17 protein-coding genes are annotated in these 23,363 nt (G+C 73.1%); 9 read left to right on the plus strand and 8 right to left on the minus strand.

Annotation, left to right across the window (positions count from 1 at the left end; genetic code table 11):
* Positions 1-56 precede the first annotated feature (56 nt).
* Both LQ222_RS23635 and LQ222_RS23640 read right to left on the minus strand, forming a co-directional pair.
* Positions 57-776 (minus strand): Crp/Fnr family transcriptional regulator, encoded by a 720-nt coding sequence (locus LQ222_RS23635; RefSeq protein WP_230169331.1) that lies wholly within the window; start codon positions 774-776, stop codon positions 57-59.
* Positions 773-2,494, minus strand: coding sequence for a tetratricopeptide repeat-containing protein (locus tag LQ222_RS23640; protein ID WP_230169332.1), 1,722 nt, complete (start codon positions 2,492-2,494; stop codon positions 773-775). The genes LQ222_RS23635 and LQ222_RS23640 overlap by 4 nt, the downstream gene beginning before the upstream one ends.
* Before the next feature lie 233 nt (positions 2,495-2,727).
* On the opposite strand from LQ222_RS23640, the gene LQ222_RS23645 reads away from it, so the two are divergent.
* The 3 genes from LQ222_RS23645 to ggt all read left to right on the plus strand — a co-directional run bounded on the left by LQ222_RS23645 (position 2,728) and on the right by ggt (position 6,015).
* A complete protein-coding gene (locus LQ222_RS23645) occupies positions 2,728-4,008 on the plus strand; it encodes a toll/interleukin-1 receptor domain-containing protein (protein ID WP_230169333.1) in 1,281 nt (426 codons plus the stop codon).
* An 80-nt stretch (positions 4,009-4,088) separates the two neighbouring features.
* On the plus strand, positions 4,089-4,313 hold the full coding sequence (locus tag LQ222_RS23650; RefSeq protein WP_230169334.1) for a hypothetical protein: 225 nt from the start codon (positions 4,089-4,091) through the stop codon (positions 4,311-4,313).
* A gap of 10 nt (positions 4,314-4,323) precedes the next feature.
* Positions 4,324-6,015: a gamma-glutamyltransferase gene (gene ggt / locus LQ222_RS23655; RefSeq protein WP_230169335.1), complete on the plus strand. Its 1,692-nt coding sequence runs from the start codon at positions 4,324-4,326 to the stop codon at positions 6,013-6,015.
* 69 nt (positions 6,016-6,084) lie between these two features.
* Here the strand turns inward: ggt and LQ222_RS23660 are convergent, their stop codons facing one another.
* The 3 genes from LQ222_RS23660 to LQ222_RS23670 all read right to left on the minus strand — a co-directional run bounded on the left by LQ222_RS23660 (position 6,085) and on the right by LQ222_RS23670 (position 9,826).
* Positions 6,085-7,404, minus strand: a complete 1,320-nt coding sequence (locus LQ222_RS23660; protein ID WP_230169336.1) for a carbohydrate porin — start codon at positions 7,402-7,404, stop codon at positions 6,085-6,087.
* Positions 7,405-7,591: 187 nt separating this feature from the next.
* Entirely contained in the window at positions 7,592-9,007 is a 1,416-nt protein-coding gene (locus tag LQ222_RS23665; protein ID WP_230169337.1) for a HAMP domain-containing sensor histidine kinase, read from the minus strand.
* Positions 9,008-9,148: 141 nt separating this feature from the next.
* Positions 9,149-9,826 carry a response regulator transcription factor gene (locus tag LQ222_RS23670; RefSeq protein WP_230169338.1) on the minus strand — a complete coding sequence of 226 codons (678 nt, stop codon included), beginning with the start codon at positions 9,824-9,826 and terminating at the stop codon, positions 9,149-9,151.
* 168 nt (positions 9,827-9,994) lie between these two features.
* Here LQ222_RS23670 and LQ222_RS23675 point away from each other — a divergent pair, with 168 nt between their 5' ends.
* Positions 9,995-11,416: a Do family serine endopeptidase gene (locus tag LQ222_RS23675; protein WP_230169339.1), complete on the plus strand. Its 1,422-nt coding sequence runs from the start codon at positions 9,995-9,997 to the stop codon at positions 11,414-11,416.
* 726 nt (positions 11,417-12,142) lie between these two features.
* On the opposite strand, the gene ilvE is transcribed toward LQ222_RS23675, so the two are convergent.
* The gene (gene ilvE, locus LQ222_RS23680; RefSeq protein ID WP_230169340.1) at positions 12,143-13,057 is read right to left on the minus strand and encodes a branched-chain-amino-acid transaminase; all 915 of its coding nucleotides are present in this window, start codon (positions 13,055-13,057) and stop codon (positions 12,143-12,145) included.
* 220 nt (positions 13,058-13,277) lie between these two features.
* Between ilvE and LQ222_RS23685 the strand changes: the two genes are divergently transcribed.
* The 5 genes from LQ222_RS23685 (at position 13,278) to LQ222_RS23705 (ending at position 19,095) form a co-directional block, all read left to right on the plus strand.
* Entirely contained in the window at positions 13,278-14,099 is an 822-nt protein-coding gene (locus LQ222_RS23685) for an enoyl-CoA hydratase (protein WP_230169341.1), read from the plus strand.
* A 1-nt stretch (position 14,100) separates the two neighbouring features.
* Positions 14,101-15,729 (plus strand): acyl-CoA synthetase, encoded by a 1,629-nt coding sequence (locus LQ222_RS23690; protein WP_230169342.1) that lies wholly within the window; start codon positions 14,101-14,103, stop codon positions 15,727-15,729.
* Entirely contained in the window at positions 15,726-17,123 is a 1,398-nt protein-coding gene (locus tag LQ222_RS23695) for a M20/M25/M40 family metallo-hydrolase (RefSeq protein ID WP_230169343.1), read from the plus strand. The genes LQ222_RS23690 and LQ222_RS23695 overlap by 4 nt, the downstream gene beginning before the upstream one ends.
* Positions 17,124-17,359: 236 nt before the next feature.
* Positions 17,360-18,535, plus strand: coding sequence for a Bcr/CflA family multidrug efflux MFS transporter (locus LQ222_RS23700; RefSeq protein ID WP_230169344.1), 1,176 nt, complete (start codon positions 17,360-17,362; stop codon positions 18,533-18,535).
* Complete coding sequence (locus tag LQ222_RS23705; protein WP_230169345.1) at positions 18,532-19,095, plus strand: GNAT family N-acetyltransferase; 564 nt, start codon at positions 18,532-18,534, stop codon at positions 19,093-19,095. Before LQ222_RS23700 ends, LQ222_RS23705 begins: the two co-directional genes overlap by 4 nt.
* A 12-nt stretch (positions 19,096-19,107) precedes the next feature.
* On the opposite strand, the gene LQ222_RS23710 is transcribed toward LQ222_RS23705, so the two are convergent.
* Together LQ222_RS23710 and LQ222_RS23715 are read right to left on the minus strand one after the other, a co-directional pair.
* Entirely contained in the window at positions 19,108-20,784 is a 1,677-nt protein-coding gene (locus LQ222_RS23710; RefSeq protein WP_230169346.1) for a thiamine pyrophosphate-binding protein, read from the minus strand.
* A 131-nt stretch (positions 20,785-20,915) separates the two neighbouring features.
* A complete protein-coding gene (locus LQ222_RS23715) occupies positions 20,916-22,886 on the minus strand; it encodes an elongation factor G (protein ID WP_230169347.1) in 1,971 nt (656 codons plus the stop codon).
* Positions 22,887-23,363 lie beyond the last annotated feature (477 nt).

Consider the following 23,363-nt stretch of genomic DNA (forward strand, 5'->3'; position numbering starts at 1 on the left):
GACCAGCGCCCGGCGCCGCGCTGCGCCGGCCGGTCCCCGCGGCGCCGCGCGGCGCGTCACGCGCCGTCCCGCGGCCCCGCCGCCACCGCCGCCAGCCCGGCCTCGTCCAGCACGAACAGGAAGGCCTTCTCGGTGTCGTAGGACACCAGGTTCGAGGCGCGCCAGGCGTTCAGGATGGAGATGATGCTGCGCGTGGTCGCCCCCAGCAGGTCGGCCAGGTCGCCCTGCCGGAACCGCGCCGCCAGCCGCGTGCCCTTGTCGGTCTTCACGCTGTCGGCCTTCAGCAGGTACATCACCTGCCGCGCGAGCCGCACTTCCAGCGGCGCGAAGGTGGCGTCCTGCAACAGCCCGAAGGTGCGCCGCAGCCGCATCGACAGCAGCCGCGCCAGCGCCAGGCCCAGCGCCGGTTCGCTCTGCGCGGCCTCGAGGAAGGCGGTGGCCGGGATGCGCGCCAGCTTTACCTCGCCGATCACCACCGCATCGGCGCTGCGCGTGGCGCCGTCCAGCACGCCGATCTCGCCGAACACGTCGCCGGCGCGGAACACCTCGACCATCAGACGCTTGGCGGCGTTGTCGGGCGCCCCCACGCGCACCCGGCCGCGCCCTTCCAGCACCGCATAGACGGCGTCCGGCGCGTCGCCCTGCGAGAACAGCGGCGCGCCATCGGCGGGGGCGACGCGGCGCGCGCCCTCGGCCAGCCGGGCCAGGGCGGGCGGCGGCAGGTCGCGGAACAGCGCGATGTGGCCGAGCTCCTCGGCGAGACGCGGATCGCTCATTCCATCTCCTCCTCGGCGCCCGACCGGCGCAACGCGTACAGGGGCAGGTACCCGAAGCCCTTCGCCGTGGGGATGCGCCCGGCATAGTCGCAGGCCAGCCCCGATCCGCGCGGCAGCAGCGCGACCTCGCAGGCGAAGGCCTCGGTCGCGAAGATGCGCCCGGGCGGGGTCACGGGCTCGATCCGCGCCGCGCGCGTCATGGCGCGGCCGGAGAACTTGTCGACATTCTGCACGGCGTCGTGCACCGGCAGCAGCGGCCCGAAGTCGATCGCGAAGCGCGGGTGGATCGGCGGGTCCTGCGCGGCCAGGGCGGCGCGCATGTCGAAGGCGCAGGCGGCGGCATCGACGACCTCGTCGAAGGTGACCTGCACCGCGTCGCCCCAGGCATTGCGATAGGTCGCCGGGTAGCGGTCCAGCGCCGCGCCCATCGCCGCCAGCGGGCCGTCGTAGAAGGTCGCGAGACCGGCATCGTCCAGCGCGCTGAAGCGCGGCAGGTCGCCGAACAGCACCGCCATGGGCCGGCGCCGCACCGCTGGCGCGCCGTTGCCGCTGCCCTCGCGCGGCCAGGGCCAGGGGATCTGCATGGAACGTCCGCCGGCGCCCGTCCAGGATGCCACATCGGCGCCGGTGCCCGCCGCCCCGCGCGCCGGCTGGCCGTCCCAGGACGCCACCTGCACCGAAGGCCCGTCGCGGTGGCGCGCGTGCAGCCGCGCCAGGCCCATGGCGCGGCGGCCCGCCAGCGCCAGGTGCAGGTCGTCGTCCGGGAAGGGGCGTTCGTCCAGCTGGATGACGCGCAGCCTGGGCAGCAGGGCGCGGAAGCGCGCCACCCAGCGTTCGCCGGCCGGGGCCACCGAGTCGGCCTCATACGTGTCGGGGTCGCAGGGCAGCACGGCGGTGGGGGCGATGCCGGCGCGCAGCAGCGCCTCGACCGCCAGGATGTCGAAGCCGGCGGCCAGGCCGCCGAAGGCGGCGCCGACATGCTCGGCGGCGATGCGGGCATCGAGCGCCGCGGCGATCCCGGCCTCCAGCGCCGGGTCGTCCTGGCCGGGCTTGGGCATGTGGCCGGTATAGTGCAGCACCGCCGGCACGCGCAGCACATCGACGAATTCGGGCGGCAGGCCGAGCGCGCGGGCCTCGCGGCGCATCTGCCGGCGCGTGGTGGCGCGCGCCGAGATGTCGGCGCCGGCACGCGATTCGGCTTCCTCCAGCGCGCGGCGGCATTCCTCCAGCCGGCCGGCCAGCAGCAGGGCCTCGGCCTCGGTCGCCGCCGACCAGTAGTTGCCGGTATCCGTGTGGTTCGCCAGCACCTGGCGGGCGATCATCGCGGCGCTGTGCGGGTCGCCGCTGAGCAGCCGCAGCGCCGCCGCGTTCACGCCGTGCCAGCCGGTGTCATGGATGCGCCACAGCGCGGCATAGCGCTGCGTCGCCTCGGCCAGCAGCGGGGCACGCACGGCGGGCGGCTGCTCGAAGGCGCGATCCTTGATGAGGCGCGCGCCGAGCATGCCGATCTCGGGATCCGCCTCGGCGTCCAGCCGCAGCCGGTGGAACAGGTCGAGCGCCATGGCGGTGGCGCCGGCGCGCGCGATGGTCAGCGTGGCGCGATAGCGCAGCGCGACATCCTCGGGATGCTCCGCCAGCGCGGACATGGCCCTGTCATGGGCGGAGAACAGGAGGCCCTCGGCCTCGAGCGCCAGGACCTCCGCAAGCGGGTCGGACATCGGGCCTCGGCCGCGGGGTGGACGCCGATCCTACGGGGGACGTGCCGGGCCGGCAACGTGCGGCGGCATGGCCGGCCTGCCGGGAGGCCCCGCGCAAGGCCGGCATCCGGCGCGAAGCCGGGGCGGGAGGCTGTGCGCTGCAACACAGCGCGGACCCCGCGCGCACGATCCCTTCGTGGCGCATGGCGCCGCCGCGCAGCCTGTGCGAGAACGCAACCGTCCCGGAAGACGCCATGCCGCACGACGTATTCCTCAGCTACGCGTCCGCCGATCGCGCCGCCGCGGATGCGGTCTGCGCGGCGCTGGAGACGCGCGGCATCCGCTGCTGGATCGCCCCGCGCGACGTGCCGGCCGGTGCCGATTGGGGCGAGGCGATCCTGACCGCGATCGGGCGCGCCCACGCGATGGTGCTGGTGCTGTCGCGCCACACCGCGGCGTCCGTGCATGTCAGGAACGAGGTCGTGACCGCGGTGTCGCAGTCCCTGGCGCTGGTGCCGGTCCGCATCGAGGACTGCCAGCCGGGCGGCGCGCTGCGGTTGCACCTGGCGGGATCGCATTGGCTGAACGTCTATCCGGCGCCGATCGACCAGCATGCCGATGCGCTGGCAGGCGGGGTGCGCCTGGCGCTGGCGGCCGACGCCACCATCGAGATCCCGCGCGCCCAGGCCGCGGCGATGGTCGCCGCCGCCCGCGCCAGCGCCGGCACCGACCGGCCGCCGCCGCCACCGCGGCAGGCCCACCCCCCCGAGACCCGTGCCGACCCACCCACGCCGCGAACCGCCCAGCCGGCGCAGCCCCCCAAGGCGGGCGCCACCCGAGCGCCGCACCTTCCCACGCCGCGGCGCGGGCTTGGTGTCGCGCTGGCGATCGGCGGGCTGGTCGTGCTGTGCGCCGCCGTCGCCGCGGCCTGGTACTACGAGCCCCGGCTGAAGGCGCTGTTCGGCGCCACGGTGGCAGCGGAAGCGGACACCGCGTCGATGCCGGCCCCGGCGCCGGGCATGCTGGCCGCGGCGGACCCGCCCGCCGCAGCCGTGCCGCCGGTCGCGGCGGGCGAACCGCCGCGCGGACTGACGGGCGCGCCCGGGCCGCTGGCCGGGCTTGGCGCCGTGACGCCCCCCATGGGGCTCGGCGCTGTACCGCCGCCCGCCGCAGGTTTTCCCGCGCCCGAGCCGGCATCGGCGCCGCGCAGCATGACCCAGGCGCCGCCGCCGCGCCCGCTGCCGCCGCCCCGCCCGGCCGCGCGGGTGACGAACGGGGCGACCACCGCCATCACCCAGCTGTTCGTCGCGCGGGTCGAGGACGGGCTGGGGCGTGAGGACTGGCTCGGCCACGCGCAGATCCTGCCCGGCAACGCCGTGCAGTTGCGCGCACCGGCCGGGCAGGGTTGCCTGTTCAACATCCGCGTCGTCTATGTTGGCGGCCTCACCGAGGACCGCCCGGGAGTCGATCTTTGCACCGCACCCGATCTGCGTTTCGAAGGCAGCAAGGGCGCGGGGGGATTCTCGTTGCGCTGACCCTGCTGGCAGGGCCCGCCGCGGCGCAGGACCAGCGGCCGCGCACCTTCACCCTGGCGAATGCCGGCACCGCCGCGGTGGTGGCGGTGGAATTGTCGGCGGCCGGCCAGGCCCGCTATGGCCTGTCGGTGATCGGCCGGGTCGAGCTGCCGCCGGGCAATGCGCTGTTCCTGACGCTGCCTGCCACCACGCCATGCCTCAACGACCTGCGCATCCGCTGGGCCGATGGCCGGGTCGAGGACCTCGCGCGGGAGGACCTGTGCCAGCCCCGGCGCACCATCCGCCTCGCGCCGGCCGCCAATTGAAGGGACCGCCATGACCAGCGACTGGACCACCCGCGCGGGCACGCGCTTCACGACGCGCAAGCGCCCCGCCATGGGCACGCGCGGCATGGTGGTGACCAATCATCCGCTGGCCTCGGCCGCGGGGGCCGAGATGCTGGCGGAGGGCGGCAATGCCTTCGACGGCGCGATCGCCGCGCTGTTCACGCTGACGGTGGTCGAACCGATGATGGTCGGCCTGCTGGGCGGCGGCACCGCGCATCTGCGCCTGGCGGACGGCACCCATACCGTCATCGACGGCATGGCGCGCTGCGCCGCCGCGGCGACGCCCGACATGTTCACCCCCGCGCAGCCGGACAACCCGCGCAACCTGGAAGCCGTGGGCCGTGCGAATGCGGTGGGCGGGCTGGCGGTGGCGACGCCCGGCAACCTCAAGGCCTGGTGCGAGATCCTGGAACGCTTCGGCAGCCTGCCGCTGGCCGATGTGATGGCGCCGGCGATCCGCCATGCCGAACGCGGCTTCCGCGCCACGCCCTACCTCGCGGAATGCGCGGCGGAGGCCGCGCCGGACATGATGCAGGACCCTGAGATCGCGGCGCTCTATGTGCCGGACGGGTCGCCGCTGAAGCCCGGGCATCGCGTGGTGCAGGCGCATTACGCGCATACGCTGCAGGTCATCGCGCAGCAGGGCGCGGCGGCGATCGACGGCGTGCTGGGCGCGGCGGTGGCGGCCGGCATCGCGCGGGCGGGCGGCATCGTCACCGCGCAGGACATGCGCGACTACCGCACCATCGAACGTGTGCCGCTGCGCGGGCCGTATCGCGACGTGGAAGTGGTGTTGCCGCCGCCGCCGGCGTCGTCCGGCGTGCATGTGCACCAGATGCTGAACATCCTGTCGGGCTGGGACCTGCGGGCGATGGGGTTCGGGTCCGCCGATACGCTGCATGTGCTGGCGGAGGCGCTGAAGATCGCCTTCGCCGACCGTGCGGCGGCGTCGGGCGATCCGGATTTCGTGGACGTGCCGGTCGATCGGCTGGTCTCGGCGGCGTATGGCGCTGAGCGGCGGGCGCAAATCGACATGGCGCGGGCGCAGGACTGGTCGGCGGGGATCGTGTCGGCCGAGAGCCCGCACACCACGCATGTCACCGTCGCGGATGGCGAGGGCGGGATCGCCTGCATGACGCAGACGATCAATTCGACCTTCGGTGCGCGCTTCATCGTGCGCGGCACGGGGATGATCCCGAACAACTACCTGGCGACCTTCGATCCGCGCCCCGGGCGGGCCTTGTCGATCGCGCCGGGCAAGCGGGTCACCACGTCGATGGCGCCGATGATCGTGCTGCGCGGCGGCAAGCCGGCCTATGCGCTGGGCATGCCGGGGGGCTTGCGGATCTTCGGCTGTGTCATGCAGGGGATGCTGAACCTGGTGGACCACGGCATGAGCCTGCAGGAGGCCGTGGAAGCGCCGCGCCTGTGGACGCAGGGCGATGCCGTGGAGATCGAGCCCGCCTTTGGCGACGACGTGCGTTCGGCGCTGGCCGCGCGGGGCCATGTGCTGGCGCGGATGCCGCATGTCGGCGGCGGGATGTGCGCGATCGGGTTTGGTGACGACGGCGCGATGGAGGGTGCCGCCTGCTGGCGTGCCGACGGCACCGCGGTCGGCGTCGGCGGCGGCCTGGCCGCGCCCGGTGTCCGCTTCTGGCCCGACGCTGCCGGCGCACGCTGACGTCCCGGCGGTCCGGGTGGCACTGCCACCTGGCGGGGGTGTCCGGGAGGGCGGCGCCCTCCCGCCTGTTCAGAAGGTCAGCACCGCGCGCAGCCCGACGAGTGCCGCATTCGGCAGTGGCGCCGTCGCGCTGCGCCGTTCATCCGGCTGCCGTGCCGCCGGGTTTACCAGGACCTGCACCAAGGGCCTGAGCGCGAGCCGATCCGGGATGACGGCCGCGTCGTAGTTGAGCTCGATCATCGTCTCGTAGCGGCGGGTTGGCGTGGGGTTGCCGAAGGCGCCGCTGTCGCGGTCGTAGCCCCGCGCGGCGCTACCGGCCTGGGCGCGGGAGACGCCGAGCACGGCGGTGTCGTCCTGGCGCCCGAGCGGCCCGCGCCAGACCACGCCGCCATCGGCCTGCCAGGCGATCACGTTGCGGTCCTGCGGCTGGGCGAAGCCGCGGGCGAAGATCGCGAGACTTTGGGATTCGGCGCGCCAGAGCACCGCCTCGGCCACCGCATAGGCGCCGTGGTTGTTGCCGTAGCGGCGCGGCGCGCCGGAGGAAGCTGGGTCGGCGAGCGGCAGGCCGGTGGTGTCATGGCGCGGCGAATCGACGCTGGCGTTGTGGTACCAGGCGCCGAGCTTCGCCACCCAGGGGCGTGGTGCGTCGGCCTCGGGCGGGGCGGCGCCGATCACGCCCTCGGCGATCATGAAGGCGCCGCCGCTGAGGCTGAAGGTGGTGCCGTATCGGTTGTGGCGCTGCGGGTCGGTGTCGATGCCGTAGCGCCCGCCGGGATTGCCGGCATAGAGGCCGAGGCGCAGCCCATGGCCGGTGTCGGGCGTGCCGAGGGCGAGGCGCAGGCCCGGCGTGGCCAGCGGATAGGCCGGCCCGCCAGCGGGCAACGTGGTGGCGAGGGCGACCGGCCAGCCGAAGGTGCCGCTGACCAGCGTGCGCGCGCCATCGAGGATGGCGAATTCCGTGTCGGCGGCGAGCTGGCCGAAGCGCAGCGACCCCCAGTCGCCGAGCCCGCGTTCGAGCCAGGCTTCGAACAGGCGGAGGGTGGGGAGCGCCTCGATGTTGCTGGCGGGTGCCAGGCCGCCGGTCAGCGTCGAGGTGGGCTGGCGGCCGTAGATGCCGATCAGCGACAGGCGGCCGCGCCAGCCATCGAGCCCCGCCAGGCGTTCGAGATCGGCGTCGAGGTCGGACCAGACCTGGCCGATGGCGGCGGCGCCGCTGCGCAGGCCGCCGCGCAGGGTGGCGACGGTATCGAGCGTGGTCTCGGTGGAGACGCACAGGCCGGGGGCAAGGGCGATGCCGGCGGGGCAGGGGGGCGGGTCCTCGGCGGCGGCGGGGTGCGCGGCGAGGGCGAGCAGGAGGGTGAGGGCCGCTCCGGGCGGGCTGGGGCGCATGGCAGGTTGTGTCCCGGGCGGGTTTAAGGGGTTGCGAGTGGGCGCAGCGTCTGCTTCATGTGAAAGAATGTACAGTAAAATGTAGCCAATGCTACGTCACGTTCGAAGGAGAGGCGCCGCGGTGATCCCGGCGATGCGGACCCGCCGATAGAGCATGCTGCGTTCGCCCGCGCTCACGTCGCAGGCTCTAGCCTGTTGTTCTCAGAGCATCTTCACGCGTTCGGATGATTCCATCCGAACGCGATCCGCTCTCGCCCGGCCCCGGCAGCGCGACCCGAACGCGCAGCCCCGGCGCCGCATCCTCCAGCGTGACCACCATGCCGTGCAGGGTCGCCACCGCGCGCACCAGCGCCAGGCCCAGGCCGCTCCCGGGCGTCGAGCGTGCCGCGTCCAGCCGGCCGAAGCGGCGGAAGGCGCGTTCGTGATCGGCGGCGGGGATGCCCGGCCCGTCATCGGTGACGGTGACCCCCTCCGCGCCAACCGCAAGCAGGATGCGTCCGCCCGCCCGGCCGTGGCGCACCGCGTTCTCCACCAGGTTCGCGAGCATCTGCGTCAGCAGCGCGGGGTCGCCGGTCAGGGTCACGTCCGGGGCGATGGCGGTGGCGAGCACCTGGCCGCGTTCCTCGGCCGCGGGGGTGAAGACCTCGGCGACCGATTGCGCGATCGCGGACAGGTCGACCTGCGTGAAGCCGGCGCGCTGCGTGCCGGATTCGACCTGCGCGATGCGCAGCAGGGCGGCAAAGATGTCGAGCAGCGCATCGGCTTCCTGCTGCGCGGCGGCGATCGCCTCGGCGGTCGGCGCGACGGCGGCGGCATCGAGGCGCGTGCGCAACCGCGTCAGGGGCGTGCGCAGGTCGTGGGCGATGTCGTCGGTCACGCCGCGCAGCGCGACCATCAGCGATTGCAGCCGATCCAGCGTGGCATTGATGCGGGCCGCCAGCCGGTCGAATTCATCGCCGCCACGGCCGACGGCCAGGCGCCGGTCGAGGTCACCGCCCTGCACCGCGGCCAGCGCCGCGTCCATGGCCGCGGCGCGGCGCGCGACGGACCGCCCGATCAACAAGCCGCCGCCCAGCCCGAGCAGCAGCATCGCCGCGCCGACCCAGCCGGCGACCGAGAGCAGCCGCGCCTCCAGCTCCCGAACCGCCGAGAGGTCGCGCCCCACCACCAGCGCGCCGCCGCCGGGCAGCGGGGCGGCCAGCATCAGCACCGGCGCCTCGCCGCCCTGGGGCAAGCGGATGGTGCCCTCGCGCCAGCCCGGTTCGCGCGGCACGCCGGAAAGGTTGCCGGCAATGCGGTGCCCGTCCGGGCCAGCCAGCAGGTAGAATTCCGTCCCGGCGCGGTCGGCGGCAATGCGCGCGTCGATGGACAGCGCGATGCCGCGGGGGCCGGAGAGCGCGCCGGATTGCAGCAGCACGCCCATCCCGCGTTCGACCTCCTGCGCGGCCTGGCGGGCACCGAAGCCGACCGTGGCCCACCAGGCGCCGCCGCCGACCAGGATGGTGCCGGCGATGGTCAGCAGCAGGTGCAGCAGCGTGACGCGGAAGGCCGTGGTGCGGGCGAAGGCCCAGCGGGAGTCTTTCTGTGTGCATGAAGGTTTCACCTTCATGCCCCTCGAACGGCGGGCGCCGCGCATCCGCGCGGCTTGTCGTCGTGCGGAACGCACGCCTTCGGCACGACGCGCCACGCGGCGCGGCACCCATTCGGGCGCTCGGCCCTGCGGGCCGCCTGTCTCGCCTTTTCCTCAGCCATCGGCGCGGATGACGTAGCCGGCGCCGCGGATGGTGTGGATCAGCTCGCGGTCGAAGCCGCGGTCCACCTTGGCGCGCAGGCGGCTGATATGGGTCTCGACCACGCTGGTCTTGGGGTCGAAGTGGAAATCCCACACGCCCTCCAGCAGCATGGTCCGCGTCACCACCTGGCCCTCGCGGCGCATCAGGTATTCCAGCAGGCGGAATTCGCGCGGCTGGAGGTCGATGCGCCGGCCGGCGCGGGTGACGGTGCGGCGGATCAGGTCCAGCTCCAGCGCGCCGACGCGCAGCAGCGTGACCTCCTGCTGCAGCGGCGGACGGCGTGCCAGGGCGTTGATGCGCGCGAGCAATTCGGCGAAGGCGAAGGGCTTGGCCAGGTAGTCGTCGCCGCCGGCTTCCAGGCCCTCGACGCGGTCGCCGACGCCGGCGCGGGCAGTCAGGAAGATCGCCGGCGTGGCGATGCCCGCGGCGCGCACCGCACGCACCATGGACAGGCCATCGAGCTTGGGCAGCATGCGGTCCACCACCATCACGTCATGGCCGCCGCCGGTGGCGTGGAACAGGCCGTCCTGGCCATCCGCCGCGCGGTCGACGACATGGCCGGCTTCCTCCAGCCCGCGCGCGATGTAGGCGGCGGTCTCGGCATCATCCTCGACGACCAGGATACGCAAGCGGGCCTCCGGTGCTTCGTGCCGCCAGTGTGTCGGATGGCGGGCCCCGCACCAGCATACGGATCGGTAAGCCAGGCGACAGGGGGCGTGCAGCGGCGGTGGTGCCTTCTGCATCCCACGCCCTGCCATTGCGGCGGGGTCCCGAGATCCGACTGGGAGACACCTGACATGCCGTCCTTCTTCAACCGTCGCCGCCCCGCGATCATGGCCGGCGTGCTGGCCCTCGCACTCGGCACCACCGCGCTGACCGCGCTGCCGGGCACCGCGCAGCAGGCGCCCGCCGTGGCCGGCCTGGCGCTGGCGCGCGCCGCCGGGCCGGACTTCGCCGACATGGCCGCGCGCGTCGGCCCCTCCGTGGTGCGCGTGATGACGACCGAGCGCGCGACCCCGGCGCGCGAGCGCGCCGCCCCGCAGGAGGAGATGATGCGCCGCTTCGGCCGCCCCGCGCCGCAGCCCGAGCAGGGCCAGCGCCGCGCCGGCCAGGGTTCCGGCTTCGTCATCCATGCCGACGGCTTCATCGTGACCAACGCGCATGTGGTCGGTGACAACACCGAGGTGAAGGTCGAACTCGCCGATGGCCGCGAGCTGCCCGCCCGCGTGGTCGGCCGCGACACCGCCACCGATATCGCGCTGCTCAAGGTCGAGGCCGGCGCGCCGCTGGCCGCGCTGGCCTTCGGCGACAGCGACCGCACCCGCGTGGGTGAATGGGTGATGGCCATGGGCAACCCCTTCGGCCTGGGCGGCACCGTGACCGCGGGCATCGTCTCCGCCCGCGGGCGGCAGATCGGCGCGGGGCCCTATGACGACTTCATCCAGACGGATGCGTCGATCAACCCGGGCAATTCCGGCGGCCCGCTGTTCAACGCCGCCGGCGAGGTGGTGGGCGTGAACACCGCGATCTTCTCGCCCTCGGGCGGGAACATCGGCATCGGCTTCGCGGTGCCGTCGAAGATGGTGCAGTCGGTGGTGGCGCAGCTGCGCGACCATGGCGCGGTGAGCCGCGGCTGGCTGGGTGTCAGCATGCAGCCGCTCGATCGCGACCTGGCGGCGGCGCTGCGCGTGGGCGATGCCAAGGGCGTGGTGGTGAACAGCGTCGAGCCGAACAGCCCGGCCGCGACGGCGGGTCTGCGCGCCGGCGACGTGATCACCGGCATCGACGGCCGCCGCGTGGAGAGCCCGCGCGACCTGGCCACCGGCGTGGCGGATGTGGCCCCCGGCCGCACGGCGACGCTGGCGGTGCTGCGCGATGGCGCGGCGATCGAGCAGCGCGTCGAGATCGGCGCCAACCCGGCCAATGCTGCCGCGGGCAAGCCGGGCCAGCCGGCGCAGCCCTCGCTGGGCCTGGGCCTGGCGCCGCGGCCGCAGGGCGGTGTCGCGATCACGCGCGTCGAGCCCGGCAGCGTGGCGGCCGAGCGCGGGTTGCGCGAGGGCGACGTGGTGCTGCGCGCCGATGGCCGCGACGCCGCCCAGCCGCGCGACGTGACCGAGGCGGTGAGCGCGGCGCGCAGCGCCGGCCGCCCGTCGATCGCGTTGCAGGTCGAGCGAGACGGCGCGCGCCGCTTCGTGGCGATCCCGCTGCGCGCGGCCTGACGAACGGCACCCGGACGCCGACGATCCCCCTGGCGTCCGGGCGACCCTGAAGGGCGGAACTTCGCCGCCCGTGCCCTCTGGCGGCGCGCCCTTCAACCTGGCGCAGGTCGGCACCCCCTGCCGGCCTGCGCCGATTTTTTTGTGCCCTCAGGCGCCGGGCGCCGCCTTCGGCGGCTTGGCTTGCGCGCCGTGCACTGGTGCGCTGGCGGCGGCTGACGGTCTGGGCGCGGTCGCGCTGTGCGCTCCCGGATCGCGGCAGGGCCGCGATCCGAGGTTTCGTTCGCCCTCAGGCGCCGGGCGCCGCCTTCGGCGGCTTGGCTTGCGCGCCGTGCACTGGTGCGCTGGCGGCGGCTGACGGTCTGGGCGCGGTCGCGCTGTGCGCTCCCGGATCGCGGCAGGGCCGCGATCCGAGGTTTCGTTCGCCCTCAGGCGCCGGGCGCCGCCTTCGGCGGCTTGGCTTGCGCGCCGTGCACTGGTGCGCTGGCGGCGGCTGACGGTCTGGGCGCGGTCGCGCTGTGCGCTCCCGGGTCGCGGCAGGGCCGCGGTCCGAGGTTTCGTTCGCCCGCAGGCGCCGGGCGCCGCCTTCGGCGGCCTGGCTTGCGCGCCGTGCACGGGTGCGCTGGCGGCGGCTGACGGTCTGGGCGCGGTCGCGCTGTGCGCTCCCGGATCGCGGGAAGGCCGCGGTCCGATGGTTGGTTCGGCCTGAGGCGCCAGGCCGCCTTCCTGTCAGACGACCGGCGTGCGCCATTCGGCGTGGGCGTCGGTCGTGCCGCGCACCACGGATTCATAGGCGGCCTGCAGGCGCAGCGTGATCGCGCCGGGCTTGCCGTCGCCGACCGCCAGGCGATCCACGCTGGTCACCGGCAGCAATTCCTGGCCGGTGCCGCAGACGAAGACCTCGTCCGCCACATACAGCTCGGTGCGGTCGGCGCGGCGTTCCTGTGTCGTGAAGCCGTTCTCGCGCGCCAGCTCCAGCACCGTGTCGCGTGTCACGCTCTCCAGGATGTCGCTGTCGCGCGCGGGCGTGATCACCACGCCATCGCGCACCATGAACAGGCAGGCGCCGGCGGTCTCGCTGACCTTGCCCTCGCGCGTCAGCAGGATCGGCGTGTCGTAGCCATCGGCCTTGGCCTGCTGGGTGGCGATGCGCCCGGCATGGTAGTTCGCCGTCGCCTTGATGCGCGCCGGCATGGTGTTGTCGGCAATCCGCACCCAGGAGGAAACGCCGGCGGCCAGGCCGGTCTCGCGCTTGGTGGAACGCTCGCGCGGGATGGCGGCGCAGACCCAGCCGACCGTGCCGGTGGTCGCCATGGTCCCGCGGCTTTCGATGTGCACCTGCAGGCGGATGTAGCAGTCGTCATCCGGTTGGTTGGCCTTGATCGCATCCATCACGCCCTGGCGCAGCACATCGCGCGAGGGCGCGTCGTCGAAGCGCATGAACTTGATGCCCTGGTCGAGGCGTACCAGGTGTTCCTCCAGCCGGAACACCGACAACCGGCCGGTGGCGGGATTCATGTAGGCGCGGATGCCCTCGAACACCGCGGCGCCATAGGCCAGGCCGACGGCGAGCGGATGGATGCTCGCCTCCTCGAACGGGATGGCGCGACCGTTCTGGATGATGGTGCGGGCGGTCCAGGCCATGGGCGACGTTTCCTTCAGCAGCGGCGGGTGCAGGCGATGCGGGCGGGTGCTGGGCAGGATGCGGCGGCGTGTTCGATCATCGCGCCGCGCATGGTGGTTCCTGGTGGCGTTCCCGATGTGCAGGCTAGCGACGCGTGGCGATGCCGCAAGGGGGCGCGCCGCCTTTGGCGTGGCCGCGCCGGCGCGCTATGGTCGGTGCCCGGCGCAGGAGGAACGTGACATGAGCGCAGCGAAGGATACGGCGGAGGGCGCGCCGATGCTGCTGCGGGACGACACCGCCGAGGGCATCGCGGTGCTCACGCTGAACCGCCCCGCGGCGCGCAACAGCCTGTCGTTGCAGATGCTCGAGACGATGGAAACGGCGCTCGCGCGGATCGGCGGGGACCGGGGCGTGCGCTGCGTCGTTCTGGCCGCCAACGGGCCGGTGTTCAGCGCCGGGCACGACCTCAAGGAGATCACCGCGCATCGCGCCGATGCCGATGGCGGACGCGGCTTCTACGACCGCGCCATGGAGACCTGCGCGCGCGTGATGCAGGCGATCGCCGCGCTGCCGCAGCCGGTGGTGGCGGCGGTGCAGGGCGTGGCGACGGCGGCGGGCTGCCAGCTGGTCGCGACCTGCGACCTGGCGGTGGCATCGGACCATGCGCGCTTCGCCACGCCGGGGGTCGATATCGGACTGTTCTGCTCGACGCCGGCGGTGGCGCTGGCGCGCGCGGTGCCGCGCAAGGCGGCGATGGAAATGCTCCTGCTGGGCGAGATGGTGACCGCTGCCGAAGCCTTGCGGATCGGGCTGGTGAACCGCGTGGTGCCGGCCGACCAGGTGATGGAGACCGCGATGGGCCTCGCGCGCTCGATCGCGGCGCGGTCCGCGCTGACCGTGCGCGTCGGCAAGCGCGCCTTCTATCGCCAGGTGGATCTGCCCTTGGCGGAGGCCTATCGCGAGGCTGCCTGCGTGATGGCCGACAACCTGATGGCGCACGACGCGGCCGAGGGCATCGGGGCCTTCGTGGGCAAGCGCAAGCCGGTATGGGAAGACCGCTGAGATGACCGACTACGACACCGGCCTGGCGCGCGGCCCCGCCAACCACCAGCCGCTGACGCCGCTGCTGTTCCTGGAGCGCGCGGCGCAGGTCTACCCCGACACCCTGGCAGTGGTGCATGGCGCGACGCGGCGCGGATATCGCGACCTGCGCGACCGCTGCGTGCGATTGGCGCATGCGCTGGCGCAGCGCGGCATCGGCCGTGGCGACACGGTGGCGGCGCTGCTGCCGAACATCCCGGAAATGCTGGAATGCCACTACGGCGTGCCGATGGCGGGCGCGGTGCTGAACACCATCAACACGCGGCTCGATGCGGCGACCATCGCGTACATCCTCGACCACGGGGAGGCGAAGGTCGTGGTGGTGGACCGCGAGTTCATGCCGGTGCTGCGTGTCGCGCTGACGCAGTGCGAGGCGGCGCCGCTGGTGGTGGAAGTGGCCGACCCGCTGGCGCCGGCATCCGTGCACGGCGAAACGCTCGGCGGCATCGGGTACGAGGCCTTGCTGGCCGAGGGCGATGCATCCTTCGCCTGGCCGATGCCGCGCGACGAGTGGGACGCCATCACGCTGAACTATACCTCGGGCACCACGGGCCGGCCGAAGGGCGTGGTGTACCACCATCGCGGCGCGCAGTTGCTGGCGGTGGGCAACGTGCTGAGCGCGGGGATGGGCAAGCATCCGGTCTATCTCTGGACGCTGCCGATGTTCCACTGCAACGGCTGGTGCTTCCCCTGGACCGTCACGGCGCAGGCCGGCGTGCATGTCTGCCTGCGCGCGGTGCGCGGGCCCGATATGTGGCGGCTGATGGCGGATCACGGCGTGACTCACATGTGCGGCGCGCCGATCGTGATGGCGACCCTGCTGGCAACGCCCGCGGCGGAGAAGCGCGCGCTGCCCACCCAGGTGCAGTTCGTGGTCGCCGGCGCGCCGCCGCCCGAGGCCGTGCTGGCGGCGATGACCGACGCCGGCTTCGCGGTCTGCCATGTCTATGGCCTGACGGAAGTCTATGGCCCGGCCGTGGTGAACGAGTGGCACGCCGACTGGAGCGCCAGGCCCGCACCCGACCAGGCCGCGCTGATGGCACGCCAGGGCGTGCGATACCTGGCGCTGGAGGGGCTGGAGGTGATGGACCCCGCGAGGATGACACCGGTGCCCGCCGATGGCGCCACGCTGGGCGAGGTGATGATGCAGGGCAATGTCGTGATGAAGGGCTACCTGAAGGACGCGAAGGCGACCGAGGCAGCCTTCGCCGGTGGGTGGTTCCACACCGGCGACCTCGCGGTGAAGCACCCCGACGGCTACATCCAGCTGAAGGACCGGTCGAAGGACATCATCATCTCGGGCGGCGAGAACATCTCGTCGATCGAGGTCGAGGACGCGCTGTACAAGCATCCCGCCGTCGCGGTGGTGGCGGTGGTGGCGCGGCCGGACGAGAAATGGGGCGAGACACCCTGCGCCTTCGTCGAGCTGAAGCCCGGCGCGGCCGCCACCGCCGAGGAGCTGATCGCCTTCGCGAAGCAGCGCCTGGCCGGCTTCAAGGTGCCGCGGCACGTGGTCTTCGCCGAGCTTCCCAAGACCTCGACCGGCAAGATCCAGAAGCACGTGCTGCGCAGCCAGGCGAGGGACGCATGAGCGATGTAGATGCCATCCTGGCCCATGCCGCGGCGCGGCGCGCGGACAGCCGCGCGCGGTGGTTCGACCTGCTGCGCATCCCCTCGGTCTCGGCGCAGCCGCCCCATGCGGCGGATTGCCGGCGTGCAGCGGAATGGGTGCGCGCGGAGCTCGCCGGCATGGGCTTCACGGCCGCCGTGCGGGAGACCGCCGGCCACCCCGTGGTGGTCGCGCATCATCCCGGGCCGACCGGCAGCGGGCCGCACCTGCTCTACTACGGGCATTACGACGTGCAGCCGCCGGAACCGCTGGACCTCTGGACCAGCCCGCCCTTCGAACCCGCGCTGACCGAGGGCCCGAACGGTCCGCGCGTGGTCGCGCGCGGCGCGGTGGACGACAAGGGCCAGACCATGACCTGGCTCGAGGCGCTGCGATTCTGGCACGAGGCCGCCGGCGGCCCGCCCTGCCGCGTTTCCGTCCTGGTCGAGGGCGAGGAGGAGATCGGGTCGCGCAACCTGCCCGATTTCCTGGAAGCGAATGCCGAGGAACTGCGCGCCGACATCGCCGTGGTCAGCGACACCAACATGTGGGACGTCGCCACGCCCGCCATCAGCACCCGGCTGCGCGGGATGCTCTACACCCAGCTCGACATCACCGCGGCGAACCGGGACCTGCATTCGGGCCTGTTCGGCGGATCGGCGCTGAACCCGATCAACCTGCTCACGCGCATCCTGGGCGACCTGAAGGACGAGGGCGGCGAGATCCTGATCCCCGGCTTCTACGACGAGGTGCCGGACCTGCCCGATGCGCTGCGCCGGCAATGGGATGCGCTGGGCTTCGACGAGGCGGCCTTCCTTGGCGGCATCGGCTTGTCGGTGCCGGCGGGCGAGGTCGGCCGGTCTGCGCTCGAACGCCTTTGGGCGCGCCCGACCGCCGATGTGAACGGCATCTGGGGCGGCTATACCGGCGAGGGATCGAAGACCGTCATCCCGTCGCAGGCGCATGCGAAGGTCAGCTTCCGCCTGGTCCCCGGCCAGACACCGGCGAAGGTGCTGGCCGGCTTCCGCGACTTCATCGTGGCCCGCCTGCCCGAGGACGCGCAGGTGAAGATCCAGGTCTTCAGCATGAGCGAAGGGATCGAGGTGCCGCCCGACAGCGCCTGGGTCGTCGCCGCCGCGCCCGCGCTGGAAGCGGTGTTCGGGAAGGCGCCGGTGCTGATGGGCTGCGGCGGGTCGATCCCGGTGGTCTCCAGCATGAAGACGATCCTGGGCATGGACAGCCTGCTGGTCGGCTTCGGGCTGGAGGACGACCAGGTGCACGGCCCGAACGAGAAATTCGACGTGTCGTGCTTCGAACGCGGCATCGACAGCCATATCCGCATGCTGGATGCGCTGTCGAAAGTGCGCCCGGCATAGCGCATCATCCGTTCAACCCGAATCGGTCGGACGGATAGGGATGCTCGCAACATCAACAGGCTGGAGCGTGTGCAGTTTGCCGTTGCGAACGGAACACGCTCTGGCGCGCCGCGCCGCCATCGCCGGCATGCGGCAGCCGGCCGATGGCGGCATGGCCGGTGGTCGCGCTACAAGCGCGCCATGACATGCTTGCATCCCGGCAGACCGACCTGCGCCGCCCTTGGGCGTGGCTGCGCGTGAGCGCGCCGAGCCACCGCACCCTTGCGCTCATTCTCGGTGCGCTGGCGGGGATGGGGCCGTTCTCGGTCGACATGTACCTGCCGGCCTTCCCGGCGCTGGGCGCGTCGCTCGGCGCGACGCCGGGCGCGGTGCAGGCGACGCTGGCGGTATATTTCCTCGGCATGGCGGTGGGCCAGGTCTTCTACGGGCCGCTTGCGGACCGCTACGGGCGGCGCGGGCCGTTGTTCGTCGGGCTCGGGCTGTTCACCGCGGCATCGCTGCTGTGTGCGGTGGCGCCGGATATCGGCTGGCTGACCGGCGCGCGGCTGCTGCAGGCGCTGGGCGGCTGCGCAGGCATGGTGGTCGCGCGCGCGGTGGTGCGCGACGTGACCGACGAACGCGGCGCGGTGCGGCTGATGGCGTCGCTGATGCTGGTGATGGGCGTGGCGCCGATCATCGCGCCGCTGGTGGGCGGGGCGCTGCTGCCGGTCTTCGGCTGGCGCGGCATCTTCGTGATCCTGGCGTCCTATGGCGCGGCGATGGTTGCGTTGATCCTGCTGTTCCTGCCCGAGACCCTGCCGATGGACCGCCGCCGCCGCGACGGCGTGCTGGCGACGCTGCGGATCTGGGGCGGGCTGCTGCGCGATGCGCGCTTCATGGGCTTCGCGCTGGCGGGCGGCTTCATCATCGGCGGGATGTTCGCCTACATCATGGGATCGCCCTTCGTGCTGATGGAACTGCACGGCGTGCCGCCGGGGCAATACGGCTTCTACTTCGGCGCGAACGCCATCGGCATCATGGTGGTGGGGCAGGTCATGTCGCGCCTCGCGCAGAAGCTGGAACCGGCGCGGCTGCTGCCGGTGGTGCTGACCGTCTCGGCCGTGTCGGGGCTGGCGCTGCTGGGGGTGACCGCCACCGGGCTGTTCGGCTTCTGGGGCATCGTGGCCACGCTGTTCTGCTACGTGGCGATGATCGGCGCGGTGATGCCGCTGACGGTCGCGCTCGGCATGGGGCCGCATGGGAAGATGGCGGGCAATGCCTCGGCACTGATGGGCACGCTGCAATTCGGGATTGGTGCGATGGTGGGCGTCGTGCTGGGCGCGCTGCAGGACGGCACCGCGCTGCCGATGGCGGGGGTGATCGCCGCCTGCGGCGTGGCGGGCTGGACGGTGCGGCGGGTGCTGGTGCGGTGACCGACACCGCGCTGCGGCGCCCGGCGCGGGAGATGCTCGACGCCTATCGCGATGCGCTGGCCGCCGGCTGGGCGCCGTTCAATGTCGGCGGCGATGCCGCGATCCGCGCGCACCTGGCCGCCATCGCGGGTGATCCGGACGCGTTCCTCGACAGCCTGCATGACCCGCAGGCGCGCGGCGCGCCGGTCACGCTGCCCGACGGTTCGACCGTGCCGCGCCTGCCCGGCTTCACCTGCTGGATCTGGGATGGGTCGTTCTGCGGCGCCATCCATCTGCGCTGGCAGGCCGGGACCGAGGCGCTGCTGACGCATGTCCTCGGTCATGTCGGCTACACCGTGGTGCCCTGGAAACGCGGGCAGGGGCATGGCACGCGCGCACTCGGGCTGCTGCTGCCCAAGGCGCGCGCGGTCGGGTTGCGGCATGTCGACCTGACGACGGATGCCGGCAACCTGGCGTCCCACCGCGTGATCGCCGCGAATGGTGGCGTGGCGATCGGGCGGTTCAGGAAGGATGCGGCCTTCGGTGGCGAGGAAGGGCTGCTGTTCCGAATCGCCCTGTAGCGCGCCGCGCGGCTATTGCCGCGCGCGCTCCGCATGCTTGCCCATGGTGGCATAGGGCGCATAGGGCGGCACCGCGCCGATCGCGCGCATGTCCACCTCGACCAGCGCCGGCCCCTTCAGGGCCAGCGCCTGCGCCACGACCGCGCCGATGCTCTCGGCCGTGCTCGCCTTGAAGAAGGGCAGCCCGGCCAGCGCGGCCAGCTGCGCGAAATCCGGTGTCAGCAGGTCGTGGCCGAATTGGCGCCCATCCGCCACCGCATCCTGGATGTGGCGGATCACGCCATAGCCGCCATCATTCATCACCATGGTCACCAGGTCGGGCTTTTCCTGTGCCACCGTCCACAGCTCGCACAGGCCGAGCGAGAAGCCGCCATCGCCGCACATGGCGATGGTCTTGCGGCCCTCCGCCGCGATCGATGCGCCGATGCCCAGCGCCAGGCCCGGCCCGATCGCCGCGCCCACCGGATGCACCGCGGTCAGCGGGTCCAGCACCGGAAACACGCGATTGCCCCAGGTGGAATTGGCGATGGTGATGTCGCGCACCCACACGCCATCGCGCGGCAGCGCCGCGCGGATCGCATCGGGGAAGCCGGCATAGGAGCCGAGCGTGGCCAGGTATTCCTCACGCGCGCGCGCCTTCATCGCGGCGAAGTCGGCGGCAAAGCCCGCATCGACCGAAGCGCGCCCGGACAGGCGGTCGGCGATGCCCGCCATCACGAGCGCCGCATCGCCGTGGACGAACAGGCTGTTGGCATAAGTGCGGCCATTCGCCGTCGCGTCGCAATCCGCGTGGATCAGCATGCGCGGCAGCTTCAGCGAGAAATCACCCGTCTCGTGCCCGCGCAGGCGCGATCCCACCACCAGCATCGCATCCACGCCGGCGTAGAAATCCTGCACGCGCGGCGAACCGTTCCCGTGCATCCCGCCTAGCGTCATGGGGTGGTCTTCGGGAATGATGCCCCGCCCGTTCCACGACGACACCGCGCCGAAGCCCAGGTCCATCAGTCGCAGCGCCTCGGCCCCCGCCTGCTTCGCGCCATTGCCGAGCCACAGCATCGGCCGCTTCGCCCCGGCCAGGATGTCGGCCGCCGCGTCGAGTTCGGCCGCGGATGGCGGCAGCGGCGCGGCGATCGGCAGTTCCAGCGCATCGAGCCCCGCCGGTCGCGCGATCGGCGCGCGCTGAACATCGATCGGGATTTCCACGGACACCGGCCCGCGCGGCGCGGACAGCGCCTCGGCCGCCGCGCGCACCAGCACGCCGAAGGCCTCGTTCGCCGTCCGCACGCGATACGCGGCCTTGCAGGCGGCGGCCAGCATCGCCGTCTGGCCCGGCACGTCGTGCACCGTGCCGGCGTCGCGGTCGATGTGCTTCGTCGCGGTCTGGCCGGTGATGTGCAGCACCGGTGATCCGGCGAAGCGCGCCTCGACCAGGCCGGGGATCGCATTCGCCATGCCCGGGCCGGTGGAGGTGAACACCACGCCCAGGTGGCCGGTCACGCGCGCATAGGCATCGGCCATGTGCGCGCCGCCCATCTCGCCACGCGCCATCACGTAGCGCAGCGCATTGCGCTGGCCGATCGCATCCAGCATCGGGATGTTGTGGACCGACACGATGCCGAACACCGTGCGCACGCCGACCTGCGGCAGGAAATCGGCGACCAGGTCGGCGACGGTGTAGGGGCTGGTCATGTCGGGGCGTTCCTCGGGTGCTTGCCGCCAGTGTGGCACGCCTGTGGCGGCTGCAAACCCCATCGCCGACGGGCATCGCGGCAGGCACGCGCATCGCCCGATGCCCGCGCTGCGCGGCGGCCCGCCTTGCCCTACCGCGCGCGCGCCTCCGCCAGGTGGTCGAAGCGCCGCGTGTAGGTGCCCAGCCCCATGGTCAGCGATCGCAGCTCGATGATCAGGTCGTGCAACTCGGCCTCGGGCACCAGCGCCTGCACCTCGTCCCAGCCGGGCCAATCCTCCTTCTCGGCATAACCCAGGATCTGGCCGCGCCGCCCCGACAGCAGCCGCTGCGCCGCCGCGGTGCCGTCCTGCGGCACCAGGATGGTGACGTGGTCGACCGGTTCCAGCATGACCGGCTCGGCCCTCGACAGCGCCTCCTGCATGGCCATGCGCGTTGCCGTCGCGAACGCCATGTCGGAGGAATCGACCGAGTGGAAGGCGCCGTCGTGCAGCGTGACGGTGATGTCCACCACCGGGTTGCCGAGCGGACCCTTGCGCGTCGCGTCCTGCGCCGCCTCGCCGACGGCGGGGATGAACTTGCGCGGCACCGCGCCGCCGACGATGCGGTCCTCGAAGGCGAAGCCTTCGCCGCGGCCGCGCGGCGCCACTTCCAGCGTGACGTCGGCGAATTGCCCGTGGCCGCCGGTCTGGCGACGGTGGCGCGCATGGTGGCGTGCGGCGGCGCGGATGGTTTCCTTGCAGGCGATGCGCGGCCGCGCCGTGCTCACGCGCAGGCCATGCGCCTCCGCCAGGCGCGCGACGGCATGGCCCAGGTGGATGTCGCCCTGCCCCGCCAGCAGGATCTGCGCCGACTCCGCATCGTGGATGATCGACAGCGACGGGTCTTCCTCCGCCAGGCGCGCCAGCGCGGCGGTCAGGCGCACATCGTCCTTGCGGTCCTCGGTCGCGATGGCAAGCGCATAGACCGGCGCCGGCGCGACGGGGAAGGGCAGCGCCGCGACGCCGCCGGAGGGCGACAAGGTGTCCCCCGTGGCGGTGCCGTCGAGCCGCCCCAGCGCCACCACCTCGCCCGTCGAGGCCTCGGCCGCCTTGGCCGGTTCGCCGCCCGGGTATCGCGTGATGCCGCCGATCCGCTGGCCGTTCAGGGTGGTGCCGTCCTTCACCGTGCCGCGCCAGATCCGCGCGCAGGACAACTTGCCGCCATGCCCGGCATGGATGGTGCGGAAGACCTGCGCGATGCCCTCGCCGTCCGGTGCGATTCCGCGCCGCGTGGCGGTCGCCTGCGGCCCCGGCACGTCGTGGCGCAGCGCCTTCCACAGCCGCATCACGCCGTGCTGCTTCTCGGCCGCGCCGAGCAGCACGGCATCGAGCGCCCCGGCGGCGATGTCGGCATGCAGCGGCCGATACAGGTCGTCGGGGGTGGGGACGGCGTCCTCCACGACCTTCTCGAGCAAGGCGTCGTCGTGGTCGGCCAGCGCCTCGGCCAGGGCGGCGCGGGCCTCGGCCTCGCGTGCCGCGACATCGCCGGGCATGCGGATGATCTCGGAGGGCTCGCCGCGGCGCCAGCGATAGGCGCGCTCGCTGACCAGGTCGACATAGCCGGTGACAACGCCGTTGCTGCGGATGGGCACCTGGCGCAGCACCAGGGGGCGGCGCGAATGGGCCTGCAAGGCGGCCAGGGTGTCGCGCAGCGGCTGGTCGCCCAGGGTGTCGGCCTTGTTGACGAAGACCATGGCGGGCAGGCCGGCGTGCTCGATGGCGCGGAACACGGGCGCCAGGGCCGCGGCGCGGGCCGGGTTGGGCTCGCAGACCACCAGCGCCAGGTCGGCCACCGCCAGCGCGGCGGTCGCCTCGGCGGCGAATTCCACCGAGCCCGGGCAGTCGAGCAGCGCCCAGGGATCGCCCATGAAGCTGCCATGGCCGATGCGCAGGGCGCTGCCCATGGCGCGGCCGCGGGCATCGCCGGGGCGGCGTTGGGGCGGGCTGCCGGCGGCGGTCAGCAGGGCATCGAACAGGGCGGATTTGCCGCTGCCCTGGGGGCCGACCAGGGCGATGGCGCGGGGCAGCGCCCCGCCGGCGTGTCTTGACGCGGAATCGGTCATGGCGGTGGACCTCCCTCGGGTCTCCCGGCCGTGGGCCGGCCGTGGTGGACGGCGGCCCCGGCGGGGGGCCGCCAGGGGGGAGACTAGCGCCGCGGCGCCGGCATGGTGCAAGAAAGCGCGGCGAAGCCACGGTTTCCGGACCCTCGTGGCACGGCCACAGAGGGTGTGGCCCGATCGCCACAGTGGTCCGCCTATGTTGAATCCCGGCCACCGGAGGCTGGGTCAGGCGCGCAGGAATGTGGTTATCTGTGTGTCGAGCCCCTCTCGGGGGGAGCCATCTGCACCGGCGCGGTCGGTGCGTCAGTTGGACGCGAGGAATGACGATGAACTTCAAGAAGACGCTTCTTGCCGCGACGCTGCTGTCGCTGCCGATGGCCGCGACCGCGCAGGCGCAGAGCTGGGATCCGCGGGTGCAGGGCATCTACGTGGGTGCCGGCGCCGGCTTCAACTACCTGATGGGCAGCTCGGACACGATCG

Origin of the sequence: Roseomonas sp. CECT 9278 (assembly GCF_918698155.1) — a bacterium.
In the GTDB taxonomy this organism is placed as follows: domain Bacteria; phylum Pseudomonadota; class Alphaproteobacteria; order Acetobacterales; family Acetobacteraceae; genus Neoroseomonas.